This window comes from Caballeronia sp. LjRoot29, assembly GCF_964252755.1.
Classification (GTDB): Bacteria; Pseudomonadota; Gammaproteobacteria; order Burkholderiales; family Burkholderiaceae; genus Caballeronia.
On record NZ_CAXUPU020000010.1, the window covers coordinates 38,747 to 57,561 of the forward strand.

The following is an 18,815-nucleotide window of genomic DNA, read 5'->3' on the forward strand; positions in this document are numbered from 1 at the left end:
AAATCGAATGCAAACGCCTCATTTTCACACACGTTCGACACCGATCCCGAATTCTGCGGAATTTTGCGTTGACGCTTCCCGCTTCGCTTCTGTAACATATGAACACTTGTTCAACTGTTGGCCGAGCTATTTTGTCTTCTCCCTTTGTAGCAACCGATGAGCGCGTTGTTCCGCTTGCCGACTTGTTCCGCCTCCTGGGCGATCCCACGCGGCTGCGCATTGTGCTGACGTGCGTTGACCGGCGCTGCGCGGTGGGGGCGATTGCGGAATCGCTGGGGTTGTCGGCGTCGCTGGTCAGTCATCACCTGCGTTTGCTGCGCGCGGCGCGGATCGTACGTGCCGAGCGTGAAGGCAAGCAGGTTTTCTATCTCGCCGCCGATAAGCACATCAGCGGCATGTTGGCCGAATTGCTCGAGCACGTTGCCGAGCCGCAGGCAGACTTTCGACCGGATAACGAATAAATGGCACCTCAAGAGAAACATCAGCACGAGGAAGGTCACGCGCACGACCACGGCGCGGGCGGCCATCATCACCATCACGCGCCGCAAGCCGGGCAGGGCCGCACGTTTGCGATCGCCGTTGGGCTGAATATGCTGATCGTGGTGGTGCAGGCCGTGTACGGTTTTATCGCCCATTCCACCGCGCTGCTTGCCGACGCCGGCCACAATCTCTCCGATGTCCTCGGCCTCCTGCTCGCCTGGGGCGCCGTTTGGCTCGGCACGCGCAAACCGTCAGAACGCTACACGTTCGGGCTGGGCAGTTCGTCGATACTTGCCTCGCTCGCCAACGCCGCGCTGCTGCTCTTTGCGTGCGGTGCGATCGTGCTCGAAGCCGTGCAGCGCCTGCTCAATCCGGCGCCGGTCGCGGGCCTCGATGTGTTTATCGTTGCAATGATTGGTATGGTCGTGAACGGTTTCTCGGCGTGGCTTTTCATGCGCGGCAGCAAGGAGGACCTGAACGTGCGCGGCGCGTTCCTGCACATGGCCGCCGACGCCGGCGTTTCCGCGGCGGTTGCCATCAGTGGCCTCGTGATCCTGTTCACCGGCGCAAGCTGGGTCGATCCGGTGATGAGCATCATCGTGGTCGGCGTGATCGTGGTGGGCACGTGGAGCCTCGGCCGCGACGCCATGTGTCTCGCCATGGGCGCAGTGCCGCCGGGCGTGGACAAGACGGGTATCGAACGGTATCTGGCGGGCGTACCGGGTGTCACCGACGTCCACGATCTCCATGTCTGGGCGCTGTCCACCACGGAGAGCGCCATGACCGCGCACCTGGTGATGCCGGAAGGCCATCCCGGCGATAGTTTCGTGGACGGCATCGTGGCGACCTTGCGCCGCGATCACGCGATGAACCATGCCACGCTGCAGGTGGAAAGAGGCACGACCGAGCATCACTGCTCGCTGCATGAACGATCGCCGGCAGAGCCGCACGCCCATCACTCGCATTGAGCGAGCAGTCGTTCGTCCGAGGTGACCAGCGTACACTAGGTGCTGTGAAGTTTGAGGGAGACGCGCATGCTTGCGCAGACGCCGAATCGACACAAAATCCTCGACGTCCCGCCGGTTCTGATCGCCGGCGCCGGTCCAACGGGCCTCGCCGCCGCGATGAGTTTGTCCCGCGCCGGGATTCCCGTGCGTCTCATCGATAAAGCGCCTCAACCCTCGCCGTGGTCACGCGCCATCGGCATCCAGGCACGCACGCTCGAACTCTTCGAGCAGCATCGGCTGGTTGAGCCGTTTCTCGAACTCGGTCATCGGGCGCGCGTCGCGAATCTCTATTCGAATGGGCAGCGCCTCGCGCGGCTCGACTTCGATCCCTTGCAAACGCGGTATCCGTACCTGTTATTCCTCGATCAATCCGTCACCGAACGCCTGATGACGGAGCACCTTGCGTCGTCCGGCGTGCGGATTGAACGTGGCGTGGAATTGATGCGTTTCCGGCAAGGATCGGCGGGGCTGGAGGCCGCCGTGCGGCATGCGAATGGCGCTGAAGAATCGATTCGTCCGTCCTACCTGATTGGAGCCGACGGCGCCCATAGCACCGTGCGTCACGGCTTGGATATCGAGTTCACGGGCAAGACTTTCGAGCAGACGTTCCTGCTCGCCGACCTGCAAGCCGATACAGAATGGCCCGACGACGAATTCCATATCTTCGCGTCCGGCCAGGGCATTGCAACCCTGTTTCCGATGGGCGGCGGCTGCACGCGCCTGATCGCGGACAAACGTATGACGTCGGCGTCTGGTGCGGTGCCGGGCGTGGAACATGGCTTGGCGTCCGACAACGCGACGGATAGTCCCGATAAAACCGCGGCGCCGACGCTCGATGAATGCCGCGCGATTATCGAACGGCGTATTCATCATCGTGTGACCGTGACGAACCTTCAATGGTCGTCGTATTTTCATCTGAATAGCCGCATGGCCGACCGACTGCGTTCGGGCCGCATTTTTCTCGCCGGCGATGCCGCGCATGTTCATAGTCCAGCCGGCGCTCAGGGCATGAACACGGGCATTCAGGAGGCATTTAACCTTGGCTGGAAGATCGCGTGGATGCTGGCGGGCATCGCGCCGGATCGTTTGCTCGATACGTACCACGACGAGCGTCACCCGATCGAGCGCGAAGTGCTGCGGCAATCCAGTTTCATGACGCAAATGGCCGCTGCCGAGCATGGGCCGATGAAGCTGATTCGCGATCACGTGATGCCGGCTTTGTCGGCAATCGGCCCGTTGCGCGATGCCGCCCGGCGCACGGTCAGCGAGTTGTCGATTCAATATCGGCGTAGTCCGCTCACGCTGGATCGCTTGCTCGATGGCGGTCCGCGAGCCGGTGAGCGCGCGCCGGACGCATGGGTGCATGTCATCGACGGCCCGCTTGGACGGGCGCCCGGCGTGGGCTGTCTCTTCGATCTCCACGATCCCGCATGTTTCTCGTTGTTCTTGCTGGTGAGCCCATCGCCGGACAAGGACATTGCGCTGGCGCCCGCGACGCTCACCGTCGCGCACGCTATCCGCGATAAGGACCTGGATGAGCTGGCGGTATTAGTGGAGGAAGTGTTGCCGAATACGGTGCGTGTGTGGCGTATCACCGATAACGACAGCGACAACGCGAATTCGCTGACCGATGCGTACGGGCGCACGCGGCCTTGCTTTTATCTTGTGCGCCCGGATGGGTATATTGCCGCGAGGGGGCGGGCGCCGTCGGATACGCAGGCGTTGCTGCGTCATTGCGAAACGTGGTTCGGTTCGACGCAGCCGCGAGGGGAGGGTTAGCTTGTTTTCGGCAGCGGCAGAGGGTTGGCCGTGTTCAAGCGTTCGGCCCACTTGCGCAGCTCGGCGTGCGAAACGCGAAGCCCGGCGCGTAAGCTCGCCAATGCTTCGCGTGTCAACCGATCACGCACATCTTCTGGGGATTGTTGCAAATGCTTCTTCATGCAGAACGACCTCGGCGGGCATCTTCCGAGTCATAGGAGCCCGCAAATCGTCTGATTCTACCGCGGCCAAACGCCAGCTAAACCACCGCCCCCGCCGGCGTCAGCGCCACCCGATGTTTCGTCAGCGCCTCCCGCACAATGGGCTCCAGCTGGGAAACAATGCCCGGATCGTCCAGGCCGTTAAGCAACGCAATCCGCATCCTTGGCGCCCAGAACCGGTGAATGTGATCGGCCACGCCATCGACCGCTTCCGCACGATCGGGCATCGAATCGAAGAATTGACCGATCTGGTTTGCCATTTCGACCAGGCTGTTCACATCCATGATTTGTTCCCGTCCATGATCATTTCCCCGACGACGTCACGGTCGCGTCTGTAGCCACGGTCGAATCACGCAACTCGAGAAACTCCAGCTGCTGCGTATTGAAGCGCGAATAATCCTTCTGCCATTGCGATGGCTGCTCCACCGGCATGACTTGCACCGCCGTCACTTTGTACTCGGGACAATTCGTCGCCCAATCGGAGGAGTCGGTCGTGATCACATTTGCGCCCGACTCAGGAAAGTGGAACGTCGTGTACACCACGCCCGGCTGCATGCGCTCAGTGATCTTCGCGCGCAGCACGGTCTGCCCGGCACGCGACTCGATGCCGACCCAATCGTCCGCCTTGATGCCACGATCCTCGGCATCAACCGGATGAATCTCCAGCCGATCCTCGTCATGCCAGCGCGAGTTCTCGGTGCGCCGCGTCTGCGCGCCCACGTTGTACTGCGACAGGATACGGCCCGTGGTGAGCAGCAGCGGGAACTTGCGCGTGACCTTCTCCGGCGTCGCGATGAACTTCGTGATGACGAAGCGCCCCTTGCCGCGCACGAACTCGTCGATGTGCATCGTCGGCGTGCCATCAGGCGCCTGCGCGTTACACGGCCATTGAATGCTGCCAAGGTCATCAAGACGCTTGTACGACACGCCGGTGAATGTGGGCGTGAGGCGCGCGATTTCGTCCATGATCTGCGACGGATGCGTGTAGTTCATTTCATAACCAAGCGCGCGGGCGAGCTTGATCGTGACTTCCCAGTCAGCCAGACCCGGCAGCGGCGGCATGACCTTGCGCACACGCGAGATGCGCCGTTCGGCGTTGGTGAACGTGCCGTCCTTTTCCAGGAACGATGAACCCGGCAAGAACACGTGCGCATACTTGGCCGTCTCGTTCAGGAAGATGTCCTGCACGACGATGCATTCCATCGACGACAAAGCCTTCGCTACGTGCTGCGTATTCGGATCGGATTGAACGATGTCTTCACCTTGGCAGTAAAGGCCAAGGAAGCTGCCATGAACGGCGGCATCGAACATGTTCGGGATGCGCAAGCCCGGTTCCGATTGCAGCTTCACGCTCCACGCTTCTTCGAACAACGCGCGCACAGCCGCGTCGCTGATATGGCGATAACCCGGCAACTCATGCGGGAACGAACCCATGTCGCACGAACCCTGCACATTGTTCTGACCACGCAGCGGATTCACACCCACGCCTTCACGGCCGACGTTGCCAGTAGCCATCGCAAGGTTCGCGATGCCCATGACCGTCGTCGATCCTTGCGCATGTTCCGTCACGCCCAGGCCGTAGTAGATCGCACCGTTGCCGGCATTCGCATAAATGCGCGCGGCTTCGCGTACCGATTGCGCCGGCACGCCGGTGATGGCTTCCATGGATTCGGGCGAGTTCTCTTCGAGCGTCACGAAGTCGCGCCATTGCTGGAACGCACGCGGTTCGCAGCGCTCGGCCACGAAATCTTCCTTGACCAACCCTTCAGTCACGATCACGTGCGCAAGCGAGTTGACCATGGCGACGTTAGTACCAGGCCGCAATGCCAGGTGATGCGAGGCCTTCACGTGCGGTGTATCGACGATGTCGATCCGGCGCGGATCGACCACGATCAGTTGCGCGCCTTCACGCACACGCCGCTTCAGACGCGATGCAAACACCGGGTGACCATCGGTCGGATTCGCGCCGATCACCACGATCACATCGGCTTTCTCGACGGACGCGAACGTCTGCGTTCCGGCCGATTCACCGAGCGTTGTCTTCAGGCCATAACCGGTTGGCGAGTGACAAACACGGGCACAGGTGTCGACATTGTTGTTGCCGAACGCCGCGCGCACGAGTTTCTGCACGAGGTAGGTTTCCTCGTTCGTACATCTCGACGAAGTAATCCCGCCAATCGAATCCACGCCGTGCTTGTCCTGGATGCGACGGAATTCGCTGGCTGCGTACGAGAGCGCTTCTTCCCAGCTCACTTCGCGCCACGGATCAGTGATCTTTGCGCGGATCATCGGCTTGGTGATGCGGTCCTTGTGCGTGGCGTAACCCCACGCAAAGCGGCCTTTGACGCACGCGTGACCATCGTTTGCATCGCCGTTCTTGTTCGGCACCATGCGCACGACTTCGCTGCCTTTCATCTCGGCCTTGAGCGAACAGCCGACACCGCAATACGCGCACGTCGTCACAACCGAATGCTCGGGCTGGCCGAGCATGATGACCGTTTTTTCCTGCAACGTCGCGGTCGGGCAGGCCGCCACGCACGCGCCGCACGATACGCATTCGGATTCCATGAACGGCTGGTTTTCGCTCGCGGCCACGCGCGATTCGAAACCCCGTCCCGCGATCGTCAGCGCGAACGTGCCTTGCGTTTCCTCGCACGCGCGCACGCATCGATTACAGACAATGCACTTCGACGCGTCGTACGTGAAATACGGATTCGATTCGTCCTTCTTGTCCTTCAGGTGATTCGCGCCTTCGTAGCCGTAGCGAACCTCGCGCAAGCCAACCACGCCTGCCATGTCCTGCAACTCGCAGTCGCCGTTGGCGGGGCAAGTGAGGCAATCGAGCGGGTGATCGGAGATATACAACTCCATCACGTTCTTGCGCAGCGACTGCAGCTTGTTCGTCTGCGTGCGCACTTTCATGCCAGCTTCAACCGGCGTGGTGCACGACGCCGGATACCCACGCTTGCCCTCAATTTCAACCAGGCACAGACGGCACGAACCGAACGGTTCAAGTGAATCCGTCGCGCAAAGTTTAGGAACGTTGACGCCGGCTTCGATCGCCGCGCGCATCACCGACGTGCCCGCCGGCACGGTCACCGACGTGCCGTCAATATCTAACGTCACGTCGATATCCGCATGCCGCAGCGGCGTGCCGTAGTCGGTATCGTCGAAGGGATCGCGCGGCTTTGTCTTGCACGCGCAATTGCCGGAACCGCAGGAAGAGTTGGACATGATTGTGTTCCTTCTTTAAGCCGCTTTCTGCGACGGCTTTTTGGACAGACCGAAGTCTTCAGGGAAATGGTCGAGGGCCGACAGCACCGGATACGGCGTCATGCCACCCATCGCGCAGAGCGAGCCAGAAACCATGGTGTCGCAGAGATCGCGCAGCAGCGTTACTTGTTTCGGCGAGACGTCTCCGGCACGGATCTTCGCGATGACTTCAACACCGCGCGTCGATCCGATCCGGCAAGGCGTGCATTTTCCGCATGATTCGACGGCGCAGAAGTGCATCGCATATTGCGCCAGATCGGCGAGATTCGACGTGTCGTCATGGATCACGATACCGCCGTGTCCGACCACAGCGCCAACCGCTGCATAAGCTTCGTAGTCCATGGGAATATCCCACTGGCTTTCCGGAAGATACGTTCCAAGCGGGCCGCCGACTTGCGCGGCGCGCGCCGGCCGGCCGCTTGCCGTGCCGCCGCCATATTCATAGATCAGTTCGCGCAGGGTCACGCCGAACGCCAACTCCACGAGGCCGCCTTGCTTTACGTTGCCTGCGATCTGGAACGGCAGCGTGCCGCGCGAGCGGCCCATGCCGAAGTCTCGATAAAACGCCGCGCCCTTGGCGAAGATGATTGGCACGGTCGCCAGGGTAATGACGTTATTGATCACCGTCGGCTGGCCGAACAAGCCGACTAAAGCAGGCACCGGCGGCTTCGCACGGACCACGCCGCGTTTGCCTTCGAGCGATTCCAGCAACGCCGTTTCTTCGCCGCAAACATACGAACCGGCGCCTTTGGCCACTTCCAGTTCGAACGCTTTGTCGCTGCCGAGTACGCTTGCGCCAAGCCAGCCGGCGTCGCGCGCTTTTTCTATCGCGCAGTTCAGCGTCGCAATAGCGTGCGGATATTCGCTGCGCACATAGATATATCCCTTCGTCGCCTTGGTCACGATCCCCGCGATGATCATTCCTTCGATCAACATGTACGGGTCGCTTTCCATGACGAGCCGGTCCGAGAACGTGCCGGAATCGCCTTCGTCAGCGTTGCAGACGACGTACTTTTGCGGCGCCAAAGCGGCGCGCACCGTGCGCCATTTGATGCCGGCCGGGAACGCTGCACCGCCGCGTCCGCGCAGGCCCGATTCAAGCAGCGCTTCGCAGGCGGCATCGCCATCGGTTTCAAGCGCTTTGCGCAATCCGTCCAGGCCGCCGTGCTTGACGTAGTCATCGGTGGAAAGCGGGTCCGTGATACCGATGCGCGCAAACGTCAGGCGTTGCTGTTTCGCGAGCCACGGCAACGTATCAACCACGCCGACGCGCTTTTCATGCGCGCCGCCGGTTGCCAGATCGGCATCGAAGAGGGCGGGGACATCGTCTTCATCGACATTCGAATAACCGATACGGCCTTCCGCCGTTTCCACTTCGACCAGCGGTTCCAGCCAGAGCATGCCGCGCGAACCGTTGCGCACGATTTCAACTTCGATGCCGCGTTTCTGAGCTTCAGCCGCAACCGCCAGCGCGACGCGATCAGCGCCGAGCGCCAATGCCGACGAATCACAAGGGACGTAGATGCGCGTCATACCAGGTCCTCCGCGCTCGAATGAACGCGCGCCGCTTCGTACAGCCGCTCGAATTTCTGCGGCGTGACGCGGGCATGCAACTCACCGTTGATGGTCATGGCCGGCGACAGCGCGCATTGCCCGAGGCAATACACGGTTTCCAGCTCGGTATCGACTTGATGGCCGGAATCGAACTTGCACCCCGTATGCCCTTCGATATGCGCCGCCAGCGCTTCCGTTCCCATACTCCTGCAAGCCTCGGCGCGGCACAACTGCACGGTCACGCGCGCCGGCGGCTCGGAGCGGAAATGGTGGTAATAGGTGATCACGCCGTGCACTTCCGCGCGCGACAGCGACATGGCCTGAGCGAGCGGGGCGATGACATCGGCGGGAATGTAGCCGGCTTCGTCTTGAATAGCGTGCAGCACGGCGAGCAGCGACGCGCCCTTTTTCAGATGGCGCGCAACGCGCTCATCGGGCGTGCCGGCCGGCTGATTTTGGTGGTTATGAGGCATTTGGACCATGTGGGGAGTCTCCATTGCTCGGCATATGTTTTTTAAGAGCATATATCGGACCTATAATTTGCTATACCGAGCCCGTGATATGCAAGATACGAGGCTAGCGGGTCGATGGCAATAGGAACTGGGATTACATATGATCGATGTTGAATGCCGTACCGAGCTCGTCCTGCGCGACGCCGCAGGCCGCGAAGCCAGTCTCAGCGCGGCCGTGCCGCTTTTGCTGCTGGTTTCACAGACTGGCAGCATCGCGCAGGCCGCCTCGGCTAAGGGTTTGTCCTATCGGCACGCATGGGGTCTTTTGCGCGATATAGAGACGCGGTTGGGCGGCGCACTGATCACGAAGTCGCGTGGGCGCGGGTCGGTGCTGTCGGAACTGGGCGAAGCTGTGCTGCGGGCGCAACGTTTGTCGAACGAGCGGCTCGACGGGCCGCTTCAGGCGCTGGCCAGCGAAGTGGCCGGTGAACTGAACCGTCGGCTGTCGCGCGCCGTTGGCGAGATACGGATTCACGCCTCGCACGGATACGCCGTCGCTGCGCTGGTGGGCGCGCTTGCCGCCAAGCAGATCCCCGCCGACATCAAGTACCGTGAGAGCGCTGAAGCCGTTACCGCCCTCGCGCGCGGCGAGTGCGAACTGGCGGGGTTTCACTTGCCGATCGGCGAATTCCGCGCGAGTTGCGCCGAGATCTATCGGCCGTGGCTGGATGCGGGGCGGCATCGGCTGATTCATTTGACGCGGCGCACGCAAGGCCTGTTTCTGCCCAAGGGGAACCCGAAAGGCATACGCGGCTTGCGCGATCTCGCCCGCGACGATATCCGCTTCGTCAACCGTCAACCGGGATCGGGCACGCGCATGTTGCTGGATCTGGCGCTGCGCCAGATTGGCGTCGACCCGGCGAGTATCAACGGTTACGCCACGGCTGAACTGACCCATTCGGCCATTGCTGCATTTGTCGCGAGCGGCATGGCCGATCTTGGTTTTGGTGTGCAGCCGGCCGCGCAGCAGTTCGCGCTGGACTTCATTCCGATCATCGATGAGGACTACCTGTTCGCCTGCAACCGCGACAAGCTCAACGGCGCCGGACTCAGCGGCCTGCTGGAGGTATTGCGCAGCGATACATACCGCGACAGCGTGGCGCACCTGGAGGGCTACGATCCGGCCTTTTGCGGCCAACTGCTTGAACTCGATGAAGCGCTTGGCGGGGAAACTGGAAACGCGCGGTAACCATTTAGACCCGGTGTGTACCGCCGATCCGAAGCCTTCTGTCTAGAATTACGTTAACCTTATGGCTGGCTAGGGTTGGCAAGGCAGTCCGGTGCCGTTATATGCAACATTATGTCGCGGCTCACCAAGCCGGAAATGCTCTTGGCCAAATGTTTAATCGACGACCGTTTTACTCACCGTTACTGCTGCCATGAAATTGCTTTTGAGCGTTGCCGCGTTGATCGCGTTCGTTGTTAGCGCCGTTGCCTTTGTGCCCGTCGCTTTTGCCCAGAATTCGCCAGGTGTTCCGGGTGGCATCTTGCAGGACCAGTTTCGCCTGAAAGAACACCCGCAGCTGCAGTTTGCTGCATCGGCGCCGTCGGATAAGTACCAGAACGGCGTGACCGCGAAGCGTAGGCGCGGCGACTTGGGTGATCCGAACGGCTGTAACTTGCAGTGCCCGCATGATCAATAACCCGGCACGACTTTGGAGTGTGCAAACGGCGGCTCCCATGGGAGTCGGCGGTTTGCTGTGTGCGACCGGTTTAAAACCGCGTACGCTGAATCTGGATCAGTCCTCGTACTCGATCGGTTTATTAGCGCAATCCAGAACAGTCGAGTGAATGGACACCTCGCAGCGTTCCCGGAACATCTTGATAGTCCGGTTGCGTGGCCATAAATCAGCATCGACATACCACTCCTCGAGCATGTGCTCGAAGATCACCTTCCAGTTGCGCTGAATCCACCGATTGCCCGTATTAATCGGGTCGTCGGTATTGTCGGTGGGGATCAGAAATGCCGTCGGGTCGTCACGTGCGACGCCCAGCGCGATTTTCACATCGGGCGGGGAGGGATCTACGGCGTTGATCCATTCAACAAATGGTGCCGTGGGCGCCACGACGGCGACTACCCGGTTCGTGACGTGAAGCGGTTCCAACTGCATGCGATCGATCCTCGTATCAGATGACCAAATGCTGAAGCAAGCCGGCCATCGTGCAACGCTGGCTATCGAAGCCCAAGCTGCGCGTTAGAGAAGGGCAGAAATGCCAGCCCACAGGCGGGAACAGACGCCATGAGAGTAGGTGTCGATCATTGCCTGGATCGGAGCGTGACGCCCATACGCCACCGTGGTCACGAGCAGGAGCCCGGTAGCGGCGGCAATGGGACGAAACAGCTTAACTTTGGAGCGTGCCAATGGGTGCACGAAAAGCGCCGCGACCAAGGCTCCGAGCAGCCAGCCGGCAATGACTTCCGGAACGGTGTGGGCATAGTCGAAGACGCGGGCACATGCCGTCAGCAACCCGACCAGCAGTCCCGCCATGGCGCCCACCCATGCGCTGCCGCCCGCACTTCGCCAGAGGAGGGCGATGGCAACCGTCCAGACAGCCGTAGACAAGGTCGTATGGCCGCTGATCACGCGAAACCCTATGGAGGAGATCTCGACTCCGCACCCGGCATACAGGATCTTGGTGATGCCGACCAGCGCCATCCCGGCGGCCAGAAGCGTCACCCAGCGCACGGCCAGTGTCTTATCCGACAGCCTGAGCCAGATCGCGCAGGTCAGGGCGATGGGTAGAGTCAACGCGGCATCGCCGACATTGCTGATTGCAGTCCACATGAATTCTGTCAGATCAAAAGAGAGCAGGGCAGTTTAGCGCATGGCGCAGGAAGCATTCGTGTGCGCCGACACCCAGGCCGGTCAATAAAAAACAATAAAAAACCCCGCGAGCCTTTCGGCCTACGGGGTTTCAAATAATCCGGCACACGTCCGGATGCGATATTGGTGGAGGCGGCGGGAATCGAACCCGCGTCCAGTAGCGCTCTACGACCAGTTCTACATACTTAGTTCTATCATTTAATTTAACCTGGCGACGCGGACGAACACGCTTCGCTTCGGCGATTCACTAAATTTTCGACCTTGGCGTCGCGACGCCGACAAGGCTTATCTGACGTATATGACCTCTCGCGGTATTGCTACCGGTCTTGCGACTCTAGTCCGTCAGTAAACTAGGGAGAGGCAGGCGGCCCTTAGGCTGCCAGTGCGAACGTTTCGTCGTTTGCAGTTACGTTTTTCCCATTGATTTACGAGGTGACGGGTCCTCGGTATGCCCTAGCCGCTTCGCAACCCCTGTCGAAACCAGGTCGCCCCCGAAGCATTAATCATTATCTCACAGTTCATCCGCGTTTTGGCCGGCGAGCCCGCCCCCTCCGGGAGCCGCAGCCCTCACCGGCCATTGATGAATTGATGTGTTATTGCACGTCGCGTAGCAGATGTTGCAATTCGATGGTTGTTTCCACGACATGATCCGCGTGCCACCGCGTGGGCGGCAGGTCCGTCCCGCAGTACCCGTAGGCGGCCGCCACGGTGACCATGCCGGCGGCAAAACCGGCCTGGACATCACGCAGGTCGTCGCCCACGTACACCACCCGCTCGGGCGCTTCTTCCATCAATTCCGCAGCATGCAGCAGCGGCGCCGGATGCGGCTTCGAATGCGAGGTGGTATCGCCGCAAACAAGGCACGCCGCGCGCTCGGCCAGTCCAAGCAGCGCCACGAGCGGTTCGGCCAGCCGCGTTGCCTTGTTGGTCACAATGCCCCAGCGCACGCCGCGTGCATCGAGTTGATCGAGCAATTTGTCGATACCTGGAAACAGCGTCGTCTCGATGCACAAATCCGCTTCGTAGTTGGCGAGAAACTCCTCGCGCATGGACGCGTAATCAGGATGCTCCGGCTCGATCTCGAACGCGCCGGCCAGCAAACCGCGCGCACCCGCGGAAGCCAATGGCCTCAACGTCTCGAGCGGCCGCATTTCCAGCCCACGGTCATGTCGCATCTTGTTGACCGCGGCAACCAGATCGGGCGCCGTGTCCGCGATGGTGCCGTCGAGGTCGAACAACACCGCGTGGCAGAGCTTGAGCCGGGTCTTGTCGATTTGCTGCTTGGGCAAGGGCGTCGGATCGTCGCTCATGAAAGTCCGTACAGGTTCGATGACGCTCGGAGGCGTGGGGTCGGCATCACTGGGTCGATCGCTCATGTCATTTCCCGTCAGGCCACGCGGCGGCAAGCCATCAGATAGTTGATGCTTGAGTCGTCGGAGAGACCGAAGCGCTTGCTCAGCGGCCGGTACGTGATCCCCTTGATCTCGGCGATATCAAGTTGCGCAGAACGCACGAATTGCGCAAGTTCCGACGGCTTGATGAAGCGGGCGTAATCGTGCGTGCCGCGCGGCAACATCCGGGCAATGTATTCTGCGCCGATCACCGCGAACAAATAGGCCTTGGCATTGCGATTGAGCGTGGAGAAAAACACCCAGCCGCCGGGTTTGACGAGCGTGGCGCACGCCTGAACAATGCCCGCCGGATCCGGCACGTGCTCGAGCATCTCCATACAGGTCACCACGTCATAGCTGCCGGGCTCTCGCGCCGCCAATGCTTCGGCCGCAATCTCTTCGTATTCGACTTCGACGCCGCTCTCCAGGCTATGCAAGTCAGCCACGCCCAGCGCGCTCGACGACAAATCCACGCCTTTCACCTTCGCGCCACGCACGGCCATCGACTCAGACAGGATGCCGCCGCCGCAACCGATATCCAGCGCGCGTTTGCCCGACAGATGCGCAAGCCGGTCAATCCAGTCGAGCCGCACGGGGTTGAGCTCATGCAGTGGCTTGAACTCCGCATTCGGGTCCCACCAGCGATGAGCCAGCTCGCTGAATTTTTGAAGCTCGTGGGGATCGGCATTGATCATGTGCGGATAGCCTTGAAACGGAAGGTCGTAAGGTCAGGAACGGTCAAGTTCCAAGTATATAGGCGGCGGCGAGAGCCGGTGAATCGAGGCGCTCATCGAGGCCGGCCGGGCAGGGGAGCGCTCCCGGCATGCCGCTGGAGGGGTTGCGCCCGCAGGTTCCACATAAAAGTTGTCCATAAAAAAAGCCCCGCCGAAGCGGGGCTTTGATCCTGCGCCAATCTGTCGCGAATTACTGCGGCTGACGCGAGGTTCCAACAACTTCGACTTCCACGCGACGATCCGGTGCGAGGCAGGCGATAAGTTGCTTGCGGTTCTTCTGGTTGCAACCCGTGGTAACCGGGTTACGCTTGCCCTTGCCTTCCGTATAGATACGGTTGGCTTCGATGCCCTTGCTGACCAAGTATGCCTTGACAGCTTGTGCACGACGCAGCGACAGGCGATCGTTGTACTTGTCCGAACCGATACGGTCCGTGTAACCCGTTGCGACCACGACTTCCAGGTTCAGGTCGCCAATCTTCGATGCGAGATCGTCAAGCTTTTCCTTGCCAGCCGGCTTCAGGATTGCCTTGTCGAAGTCGAACAGAGCGTCAGCTTGGTACGTAATCTTCTGGCTCTGGATGACCGGAGCAACAGGAGGAGCGACCGGCGGCTGCGGTGCCTGGGCTACCAGCGCGCCATCGCACTTCGCGTTAGCCGTTGCCGGGGTCCAGAACGCGTCACGCCAGCAAAGCTCGTTCGTGCCGTTCATCCACACCCATTCGCCCGTGCCGTTCACCCAGTTGTCGTTCACCGCCTGGCGTGAAGCCGGGACCGATTGCGCCATCGCCGATGCAGCCATAACTGCGGTAGCTGCAATGAACGCGAGCTTTGAAAGTTTATTCATATTTCTCCTCTCGAAATTGAGATTACCGCAGGTTTACTGCGAGCCTTGTTGACGAAGACAAGTCATACATTGCTCGAAGTATAACATTACCGCGGAACAAAACGCTGTGTGTAGACTTCGAGCAGTGTCTAACTTTGTGCGTTCGCATTTTGCCATATCGTTCCCTTGCATCGATAAAAATATCCCTGGGGCCCCAACGCCCGCAACCTTATGTGGTGCATGCGCAACAAGACGGGGCAAGGAATTGCAGGGTTTGATACGTGCGGAACATGCGCACAATGCGTGCCACCCCGGAACTTTTTCCAAAAACATCAATACATTTTTTTCGACTGGTTTTTCGCGCGTTAAACGGCTGCGTCAAAACCAGTGAGGGCGAATGATAGCGGGTTAGTCTGACGTTTTCACTTTGTTGTGTGCAGCAATTTGTAAGCTTTCGCAACCGTTTGCTCCACGGCCTCCCGTCATGCTGGTCATCGGCTAGCGCCATTCGGCACTTTTCTGATCTCGTCCCCGACCTCACTGATTTGCCCCTGAATTCCTCGATCTGTTTCATGTGAACAATGTCCAAACTGTCTGTGCCGACTGTATGTGTATACGCAGGTGCTCCGGAAGCGGATGTCGCGCATGTTAGAATCGCGTGATGCGTTGCGTTCGCAATGCCGATGCTAAACGACGGTGAATCCGGGTAAAACGCCGCAAAAGAGGCTTTTATTCCGCGCCGGCGCCGCACAGTTCAAGACACGGATAAATGGATCAATTCGCCAAAGAGACCCTGCCAATCTCCCTCGAGGAGGAAATGCGCCGCTCATATCTCGATTACGCGATGAGCGTGATCGTGGGGCGAGCGCTCCCCGATGTCCGCGACGGCCTCAAGCCAGTCCACCGTCGCGCACTGTATTCCATGCACGAACTGAACAACGACTGGAATCGCGCCTATAAGAAGTCCGCGCGTATTGTGGGCGACGTCATCGGTAAATATCATCCTCACGGTGACCAGTCGGTCTACGACACCATCGTGCGGATGGCGCAACCGTTCTCGCTGCGCTACATGCTGGTCGACGGCCAGGGCAATTTCGGTTCGGTCGATGGCGACAACGCCGCCGCCATGCGATACACCGAAATCCGCATGGCCAAGATCGGCCACGAGCTGCTTGCGGATATCGACAAGGAAACGGTCGACTTCGGCCCGAACTATGACGGCAGCGAAAGCGAGCCGCTGGTTCTGCCGGCGCGTATCCCCAATCTGCTGATCAATGGCTCGGCCGGTATTGCCGTGGGTATGGCGACGAACATTCCGCCGCACAACCTGCGCGAAATCGTCGACGCCTGCATGCATCTGCTGAACAATCCCGACAGCACAATCGACGAACTGATGGAAATCGTGCCGGGGCCGGACTTTCCGACCTACGGCGTGATTTACGGCGTCTCGGGCGTAAAAGACGGTTATCGAACGGGTCGCGGACGCGTCGTGATGCGCGCGACCACGCATTTCGAAGAGATCGACCGCGGCCAGCGGATGGCGATCATCGTCGATGAAATCCCGTATCAGGTGAACAAGCGCACGCTGCTTGAGCGTATTGCCGAGCTGGTGAACGAGAAGAAGATTGAAGGCATCTCGGACATCCGCGACGAATCCGACAAGAGCGGCATGCGCGTCGTGGTCGAACTGAAGCGCGGCGAAGTACCGGAAGTGGTGCTGAACAATCTGTACAAGATGACGCAGCTTCAGGACACGTTCGGCATCAACATGGTTGCGCTGGTCGACGGCCAGCCGCGCTTGCTGAACCTGAAGCAAATGCTGGAGTGCTTCCTGTCGCATCGGCGGGAAGTGCTGACGCGGCGCACCGTATACGAGCTGCGCAAGGCGCGGGATCGCGGCCACGTGCTGGAAGGCCTGGCGGTGGCGCTGGCGAATATCGATGAATTCATCCGCATCATCAAGGCCGCGCCGACTCCGCCAATCGCGAAGCAGGACTTGATGAACAACGCCTGGGACTCGGAAATCGTGCGCGAAATGCTGTCGCGCGCCGAAACCGAAGAATCGGGCGGGCGTCAGGCGTACCGGCCGGAAGGACTGAACCCGGCGTACGGCATGCAGGCCGATGGCTTGTACAAGCTGTCCGACGTTCAGGCGCAGGAAATTCTGCAAATGCGCCTGCAACGCCTGACCGGGCTCGAGCAGGACAAGATTGTTGGCGAGTACAAGGAAGTGATGGCGCAGATCGCTGACTTGCTCGACATCCTGGCTCGGCCGGAGCGGATTCGCGCGATCATCGTGGAAGAACTGGCGTCTATTCGTGCTGAATTCGGCGACGACCGCCGTTCGCGCATCGAGCTGAATGCAACCGAACTGAATACCGAAGACCTGATCACGCCGCAGGAAATGGTCGTGACCATGTCGCACACCGGCTATGTGAAGTCGCAGCCGCTGTCCGAGTATCGCGCGCAAAAGCGTGGCGGCCGCGGCAAGCAGGCTACGCAGATGAAGGAAGACGACTGGATCGACACGCTCTTCATCGCTAATACGCACGACCACATGTTGTGTTTCTCGAACCGTGGCCGTGTTTACTGGATCAAGGTCTACGAAGTGCCGCAGGGTTCGCGGAATTCGCGCGGCCGGCCGATTGTGAACATGTTCCCGCTGCAAGACGGCGAGAAGATCAACGTCGTGCTGCCGATCAAGGAATTCTCCGCGGACAAATACGTCTTCATGGCGACCTCGCTGGGTACCGTCAAGAAGACGCCGCTGGAAGCCTTCAGCCGGCCGCTGCGCAAGGGCATCATTGCCGTTGGCCTGGACGACGGCGATTTCCTGATCGGGGCGGCGATTACCGACGGCCAGCATGACGTAATGCTGTTCTCGGATTCGGGCAAGGCGGTGCGTTTCGACGAGAACGACGTGCGTGCAATGGGCCGCGAAGCCCGGGGCGTGCGCGGCATGCAACTGGAAGAAGGCCAGCAGGTCATTGCGTTGCTCGTGGCCGGCGGTGAAAACCAGTCGGTGCTGACGGCGACCGAGAACGGTTTCGGCAAGCGTACGCCTATCGACGAATACACCCGACACGGCCGTGGCACGAAGGGAATGATCGCTATCCAGACATCGGAACGCAACGGCAAGGTAGTCGCCGCAACGCTCGTCGAACCGGAAAGCGAGATCATGCTGATCACCAATACCGGCGTGCTGATCCGCACGCGGGTGTCGGAGATCCGTGAAATGGGCCGCGCAACCCAAGGTGTTACACTCATCAGTCTTGACGACGGCACCAAGCTGTCCGGTTTGCAGCATATTGCCGAGGCGGAAGTCGCAGTCGAACTCGACGCCGATCTGGAAGGTGAAGCGGGGGATGCTGGCAGTGCTGGCGAAACTCCGGCCAGCGCGGCTGCTGATGATTCGGCTGATGCTGGCGACTCATCGAACGACGCCTCGAACGACGCCTCGGGTGACACGCCGGGCGACACGTCGGAAGGTGATGAGGACGGCACGTCCTGACCGAGTGTTCGCACCGAGCGCCTGTTCTGTTTCTGAAAGCTTGAATGGATAAGCTGCGCGACTTGAGCACATGCCAAGTCGCGTCGCGCTGAAAGTAAAAATTTTTTAAGGGAGTAATGATGCAAAAACAGTTTAAACAATGGATGTTGCTGGCTGCTTTGGTACCGGCTTTCGCATCGGCTCAATCGCTCCAGAGCCAAGCAACGTCGCCGGCGCCGGATGCAGCCACAGCGGCACCGGATCCGGCGAAGCAAGCTGCGATCAAGGACCTGCTGGACGCAATCGACGCGCAAAAGCTCGTCGGCGCCATTGGTAACAGCGCACAAATGCAGTCGAAGCAACTGGTTCCGGCCATCTTGTCTGACGCTTTGAGCGAAAACAAGACGATGAACGACAAGCAGAAGCAAGCTGCCGTTCCTCAACTGCAGAAGGACACGGTACCGAAGCTGGTTGATTCGGCAGGTCAGGTTTTCGCGACCGACTCGTTCCGTCAGGACGCCATGCAGGCTCAGTACGACGCGTACGCGAAGTACTACACCACAGCTGAAATCAAAGACCTGACGTCGTTCTATAAGAGCCCGACGGGTCGCAAGTTCATCCAGGTTCAGGACCAGGTTGGTCGTGACGTGGTGAACGGTCTGATGCAGAAGTACATGCCGCAATCGATCAAGGCCACCCGCGCGCAGGCGGACAAGGAAGTGGCTGCTGTCAAGCCGAAGTAAGTAA

17 protein-coding genes and 1 other RNA gene are annotated in these 18,815 nt (G+C 60.2%); 7 read left to right on the forward strand and 11 right to left on the reverse strand.

Going from position 1 to position 18,815, the window contains the following annotated elements; translation table 11 throughout:
• Positions 1–98 precede the first annotated feature (98 nt).
• The 3 genes from ACSQ83_RS13780 to ACSQ83_RS13790 all read left to right on the forward strand — a co-directional run bounded on the left by ACSQ83_RS13780 (position 99) and on the right by ACSQ83_RS13790 (position 3,266).
• A complete protein-coding gene (locus ACSQ83_RS13780) occupies positions 99–461 on the forward strand; it encodes an ArsR/SmtB family transcription factor (protein ID WP_436228524.1) in 363 nt (120 codons plus the stop codon).
• Positions 462–1,448, forward strand: coding sequence for a cation diffusion facilitator family transporter (locus tag ACSQ83_RS13785; RefSeq protein ID WP_436228525.1), 987 nt, complete (start codon positions 462–464; stop codon positions 1,446–1,448).
• 66 nt (positions 1,449–1,514) lie between these two features.
• Positions 1,515–3,266, forward strand: a complete 1,752-nt coding sequence (locus tag ACSQ83_RS13790) for an FAD-dependent monooxygenase (RefSeq protein ID WP_436228526.1) — start codon at positions 1,515–1,517, stop codon at positions 3,264–3,266.
• Here ACSQ83_RS13790 and ACSQ83_RS13795 read toward each other — a convergent pair.
• The 5 genes from ACSQ83_RS13795 to ACSQ83_RS13815 all read right to left on the reverse strand — a co-directional run bounded on the left by ACSQ83_RS13795 (position 3,263) and on the right by ACSQ83_RS13815 (position 8,766).
• Positions 3,263–3,427 (reverse strand): hypothetical protein, encoded by a 165-nt coding sequence (locus tag ACSQ83_RS13795; protein ID WP_436228527.1) that lies wholly within the window; start codon positions 3,425–3,427, stop codon positions 3,263–3,265. The two genes, ACSQ83_RS13790 and ACSQ83_RS13795, sit on opposite strands and share 4 nt — an antisense overlap.
• A gap of 77 nt (positions 3,428–3,504) precedes the next feature.
• Complete coding sequence (locus tag ACSQ83_RS13800) at positions 3,505–3,750, reverse strand: formate dehydrogenase subunit delta (RefSeq protein ID WP_436228528.1); 246 nt, start codon at positions 3,748–3,750, stop codon at positions 3,505–3,507.
• Between the two features lie 19 nt (positions 3,751–3,769).
• Complete coding sequence (fdhF, locus tag ACSQ83_RS13805; protein ID WP_436228529.1) at positions 3,770–6,700, reverse strand: formate dehydrogenase subunit alpha; 2,931 nt, start codon at positions 6,698–6,700, stop codon at positions 3,770–3,772.
• Positions 6,701–6,715: 15 nt separating this feature from the next.
• Positions 6,716–8,272 carry a formate dehydrogenase beta subunit gene (locus tag ACSQ83_RS13810; protein ID WP_436228530.1) on the reverse strand — a complete coding sequence of 519 codons (1,557 nt, stop codon included), beginning with the start codon at positions 8,270–8,272 and terminating at the stop codon, positions 6,716–6,718.
• The gene (locus tag ACSQ83_RS13815) at positions 8,269–8,766 is read right to left on the reverse strand and encodes an NAD(P)H-dependent oxidoreductase subunit E (protein WP_436228611.1); all 498 of its coding nucleotides are present in this window, start codon (positions 8,764–8,766) and stop codon (positions 8,269–8,271) included. Before ACSQ83_RS13815 ends, ACSQ83_RS13810 begins: the two co-directional genes overlap by 4 nt.
• Positions 8,767–8,905: 139 nt before the next feature.
• Between ACSQ83_RS13815 and ACSQ83_RS13820 the strand changes: the two genes are divergently transcribed.
• Both ACSQ83_RS13820 and ACSQ83_RS13825 read left to right on the forward strand, forming a co-directional pair.
• A complete protein-coding gene (locus ACSQ83_RS13820) occupies positions 8,906–9,994 on the forward strand; it encodes a substrate-binding domain-containing protein (protein ID WP_436228531.1) in 1,089 nt (362 codons plus the stop codon).
• A 190-nt stretch (positions 9,995–10,184) separates the two neighbouring features.
• Positions 10,185–10,448 (forward strand): hypothetical protein, encoded by a 264-nt coding sequence (locus ACSQ83_RS13825; RefSeq protein ID WP_436228532.1) that lies wholly within the window; start codon positions 10,185–10,187, stop codon positions 10,446–10,448.
• 96 nt (positions 10,449–10,544) lie between these two features.
• On the opposite strand, the gene ACSQ83_RS13830 is transcribed toward ACSQ83_RS13825, so the two are convergent.
• The 6 genes from ACSQ83_RS13830 to ompA all read right to left on the reverse strand — a co-directional run bounded on the left by ACSQ83_RS13830 (position 10,545) and on the right by ompA (position 14,599).
• The gene (locus tag ACSQ83_RS13830) at positions 10,545–10,916 is read right to left on the reverse strand and encodes a hypothetical protein (protein WP_436228533.1); all 372 of its coding nucleotides are present in this window, start codon (positions 10,914–10,916) and stop codon (positions 10,545–10,547) included.
• A gap of 84 nt (positions 10,917–11,000) precedes the next feature.
• Positions 11,001–11,591: a phosphatase PAP2 family protein gene (locus ACSQ83_RS13835; RefSeq protein WP_414948885.1), complete on the reverse strand. Its 591-nt coding sequence runs from the start codon at positions 11,589–11,591 to the stop codon at positions 11,001–11,003.
• Positions 11,592–11,754: 163 nt separating this feature from the next.
• Positions 11,755–12,123: a transfer-messenger RNA gene (gene ssrA / locus ACSQ83_RS13840) on the reverse strand.
• 100 nt (positions 12,124–12,223) lie between these two features.
• Positions 12,224–12,940 (reverse strand): phosphoglycolate phosphatase, encoded by a 717-nt coding sequence (gene gph, locus ACSQ83_RS13845; RefSeq protein ID WP_436228612.1) that lies wholly within the window; start codon positions 12,938–12,940, stop codon positions 12,224–12,226.
• Positions 12,941–13,017: 77 nt separating this feature from the next.
• Positions 13,018–13,716 carry a bifunctional 2-polyprenyl-6-hydroxyphenol methylase/3-demethylubiquinol 3-O-methyltransferase UbiG gene (gene ubiG / locus ACSQ83_RS13850; protein WP_436228534.1) on the reverse strand — a complete coding sequence of 233 codons (699 nt, stop codon included), beginning with the start codon at positions 13,714–13,716 and terminating at the stop codon, positions 13,018–13,020.
• 229 nt (positions 13,717–13,945) lie between these two features.
• Complete coding sequence (gene ompA, locus ACSQ83_RS13855; protein WP_414948888.1) at positions 13,946–14,599, reverse strand: outer membrane protein OmpA; 654 nt, start codon at positions 14,597–14,599, stop codon at positions 13,946–13,948.
• A gap of 748 nt (positions 14,600–15,347) precedes the next feature.
• Here ompA and gyrA point away from each other — a divergent pair.
• Entirely contained in the window at positions 15,348–18,089 is a 2,742-nt protein-coding gene (gyrA, locus tag ACSQ83_RS13860) for a DNA gyrase subunit A (RefSeq protein WP_436228535.1), read from the forward strand.
• Positions 18,090–18,208: 119 nt separating this feature from the next.
• A complete protein-coding gene (locus tag ACSQ83_RS13865) occupies positions 18,209–18,811 on the forward strand; it encodes a DUF2059 domain-containing protein (RefSeq protein WP_414949067.1) in 603 nt (200 codons plus the stop codon).
• Positions 18,812–18,815: the final 4 nt, after the last annotated feature.

Excerpts from the sequence above, each read along its gene's own strand:
- ACSQ83_RS13780 (WP_436228524.1), top strand. The coding sequence starts at position 99 with ATGAACACTTGTTCAACTGTTGGCCGAGCTATTTTGTCTTCTCCCTTT.
- ACSQ83_RS13785 (WP_436228525.1), top strand. The coding sequence starts at position 462 with ATGGCACCTCAAGAGAAACATCAGCACGAGGAAGGTCACGCGCACGAC.
- ACSQ83_RS13790 (WP_436228526.1), top strand. The coding sequence starts at position 1,515 with ATGCTTGCGCAGACGCCGAATCGACACAAAATCCTCGACGTCCCGCCG.
- ACSQ83_RS13795 (WP_436228527.1), bottom strand. The coding sequence starts at position 3,427 with ATGAAGAAGCATTTGCAACAATCCCCAGAAGATGTGCGTGATCGGTTG.
- ACSQ83_RS13800 (WP_436228528.1), bottom strand. The coding sequence starts at position 3,750 with ATGGATGTGAACAGCCTGGTCGAAATGGCAAACCAGATCGGTCAATTC.
- fdhF (WP_436228529.1), bottom strand. The coding sequence starts at position 6,700 with ATGTCCAACTCTTCCTGCGGTTCCGGCAATTGCGCGTGCAAGACAAAG.
- ACSQ83_RS13810 (WP_436228530.1), bottom strand. The coding sequence starts at position 8,272 with ATGACGCGCATCTACGTCCCTTGTGATTCGTCGGCATTGGCGCTCGGC.
- ACSQ83_RS13815 (WP_436228611.1), bottom strand. The coding sequence starts at position 8,766 with ATGCCTCATAACCACCAAAATCAGCCGGCCGGCACGCCCGATGAGCGC.
- ACSQ83_RS13820 (WP_436228531.1), top strand. The coding sequence starts at position 8,906 with ATGATCGATGTTGAATGCCGTACCGAGCTCGTCCTGCGCGACGCCGCA.
- ACSQ83_RS13825 (WP_436228532.1), top strand. The coding sequence starts at position 10,185 with ATGAAATTGCTTTTGAGCGTTGCCGCGTTGATCGCGTTCGTTGTTAGC.
- ACSQ83_RS13830 (WP_436228533.1), bottom strand. The coding sequence starts at position 10,916 with ATGCAGTTGGAACCGCTTCACGTCACGAACCGGGTAGTCGCCGTCGTG.
- ACSQ83_RS13835 (WP_414948885.1), bottom strand. The coding sequence starts at position 11,591 with ATGTGGACTGCAATCAGCAATGTCGGCGATGCCGCGTTGACTCTACCC.
- gph (WP_436228612.1), bottom strand. The coding sequence starts at position 12,940 with ATGAGCGACGATCCGACGCCCTTGCCCAAGCAGCAAATCGACAAGACC.
- ubiG (WP_436228534.1), bottom strand. The coding sequence starts at position 13,716 with ATGATCAATGCCGATCCCCACGAGCTTCAAAAATTCAGCGAGCTGGCT.
- ompA (WP_414948888.1), bottom strand. The coding sequence starts at position 14,599 with ATGAATAAACTTTCAAAGCTCGCGTTCATTGCAGCTACCGCAGTTATG.
- gyrA (WP_436228535.1), top strand. The coding sequence starts at position 15,348 with ATGGATCAATTCGCCAAAGAGACCCTGCCAATCTCCCTCGAGGAGGAA.
- ACSQ83_RS13865 (WP_414949067.1), top strand. The coding sequence starts at position 18,209 with ATGCAAAAACAGTTTAAACAATGGATGTTGCTGGCTGCTTTGGTACCG.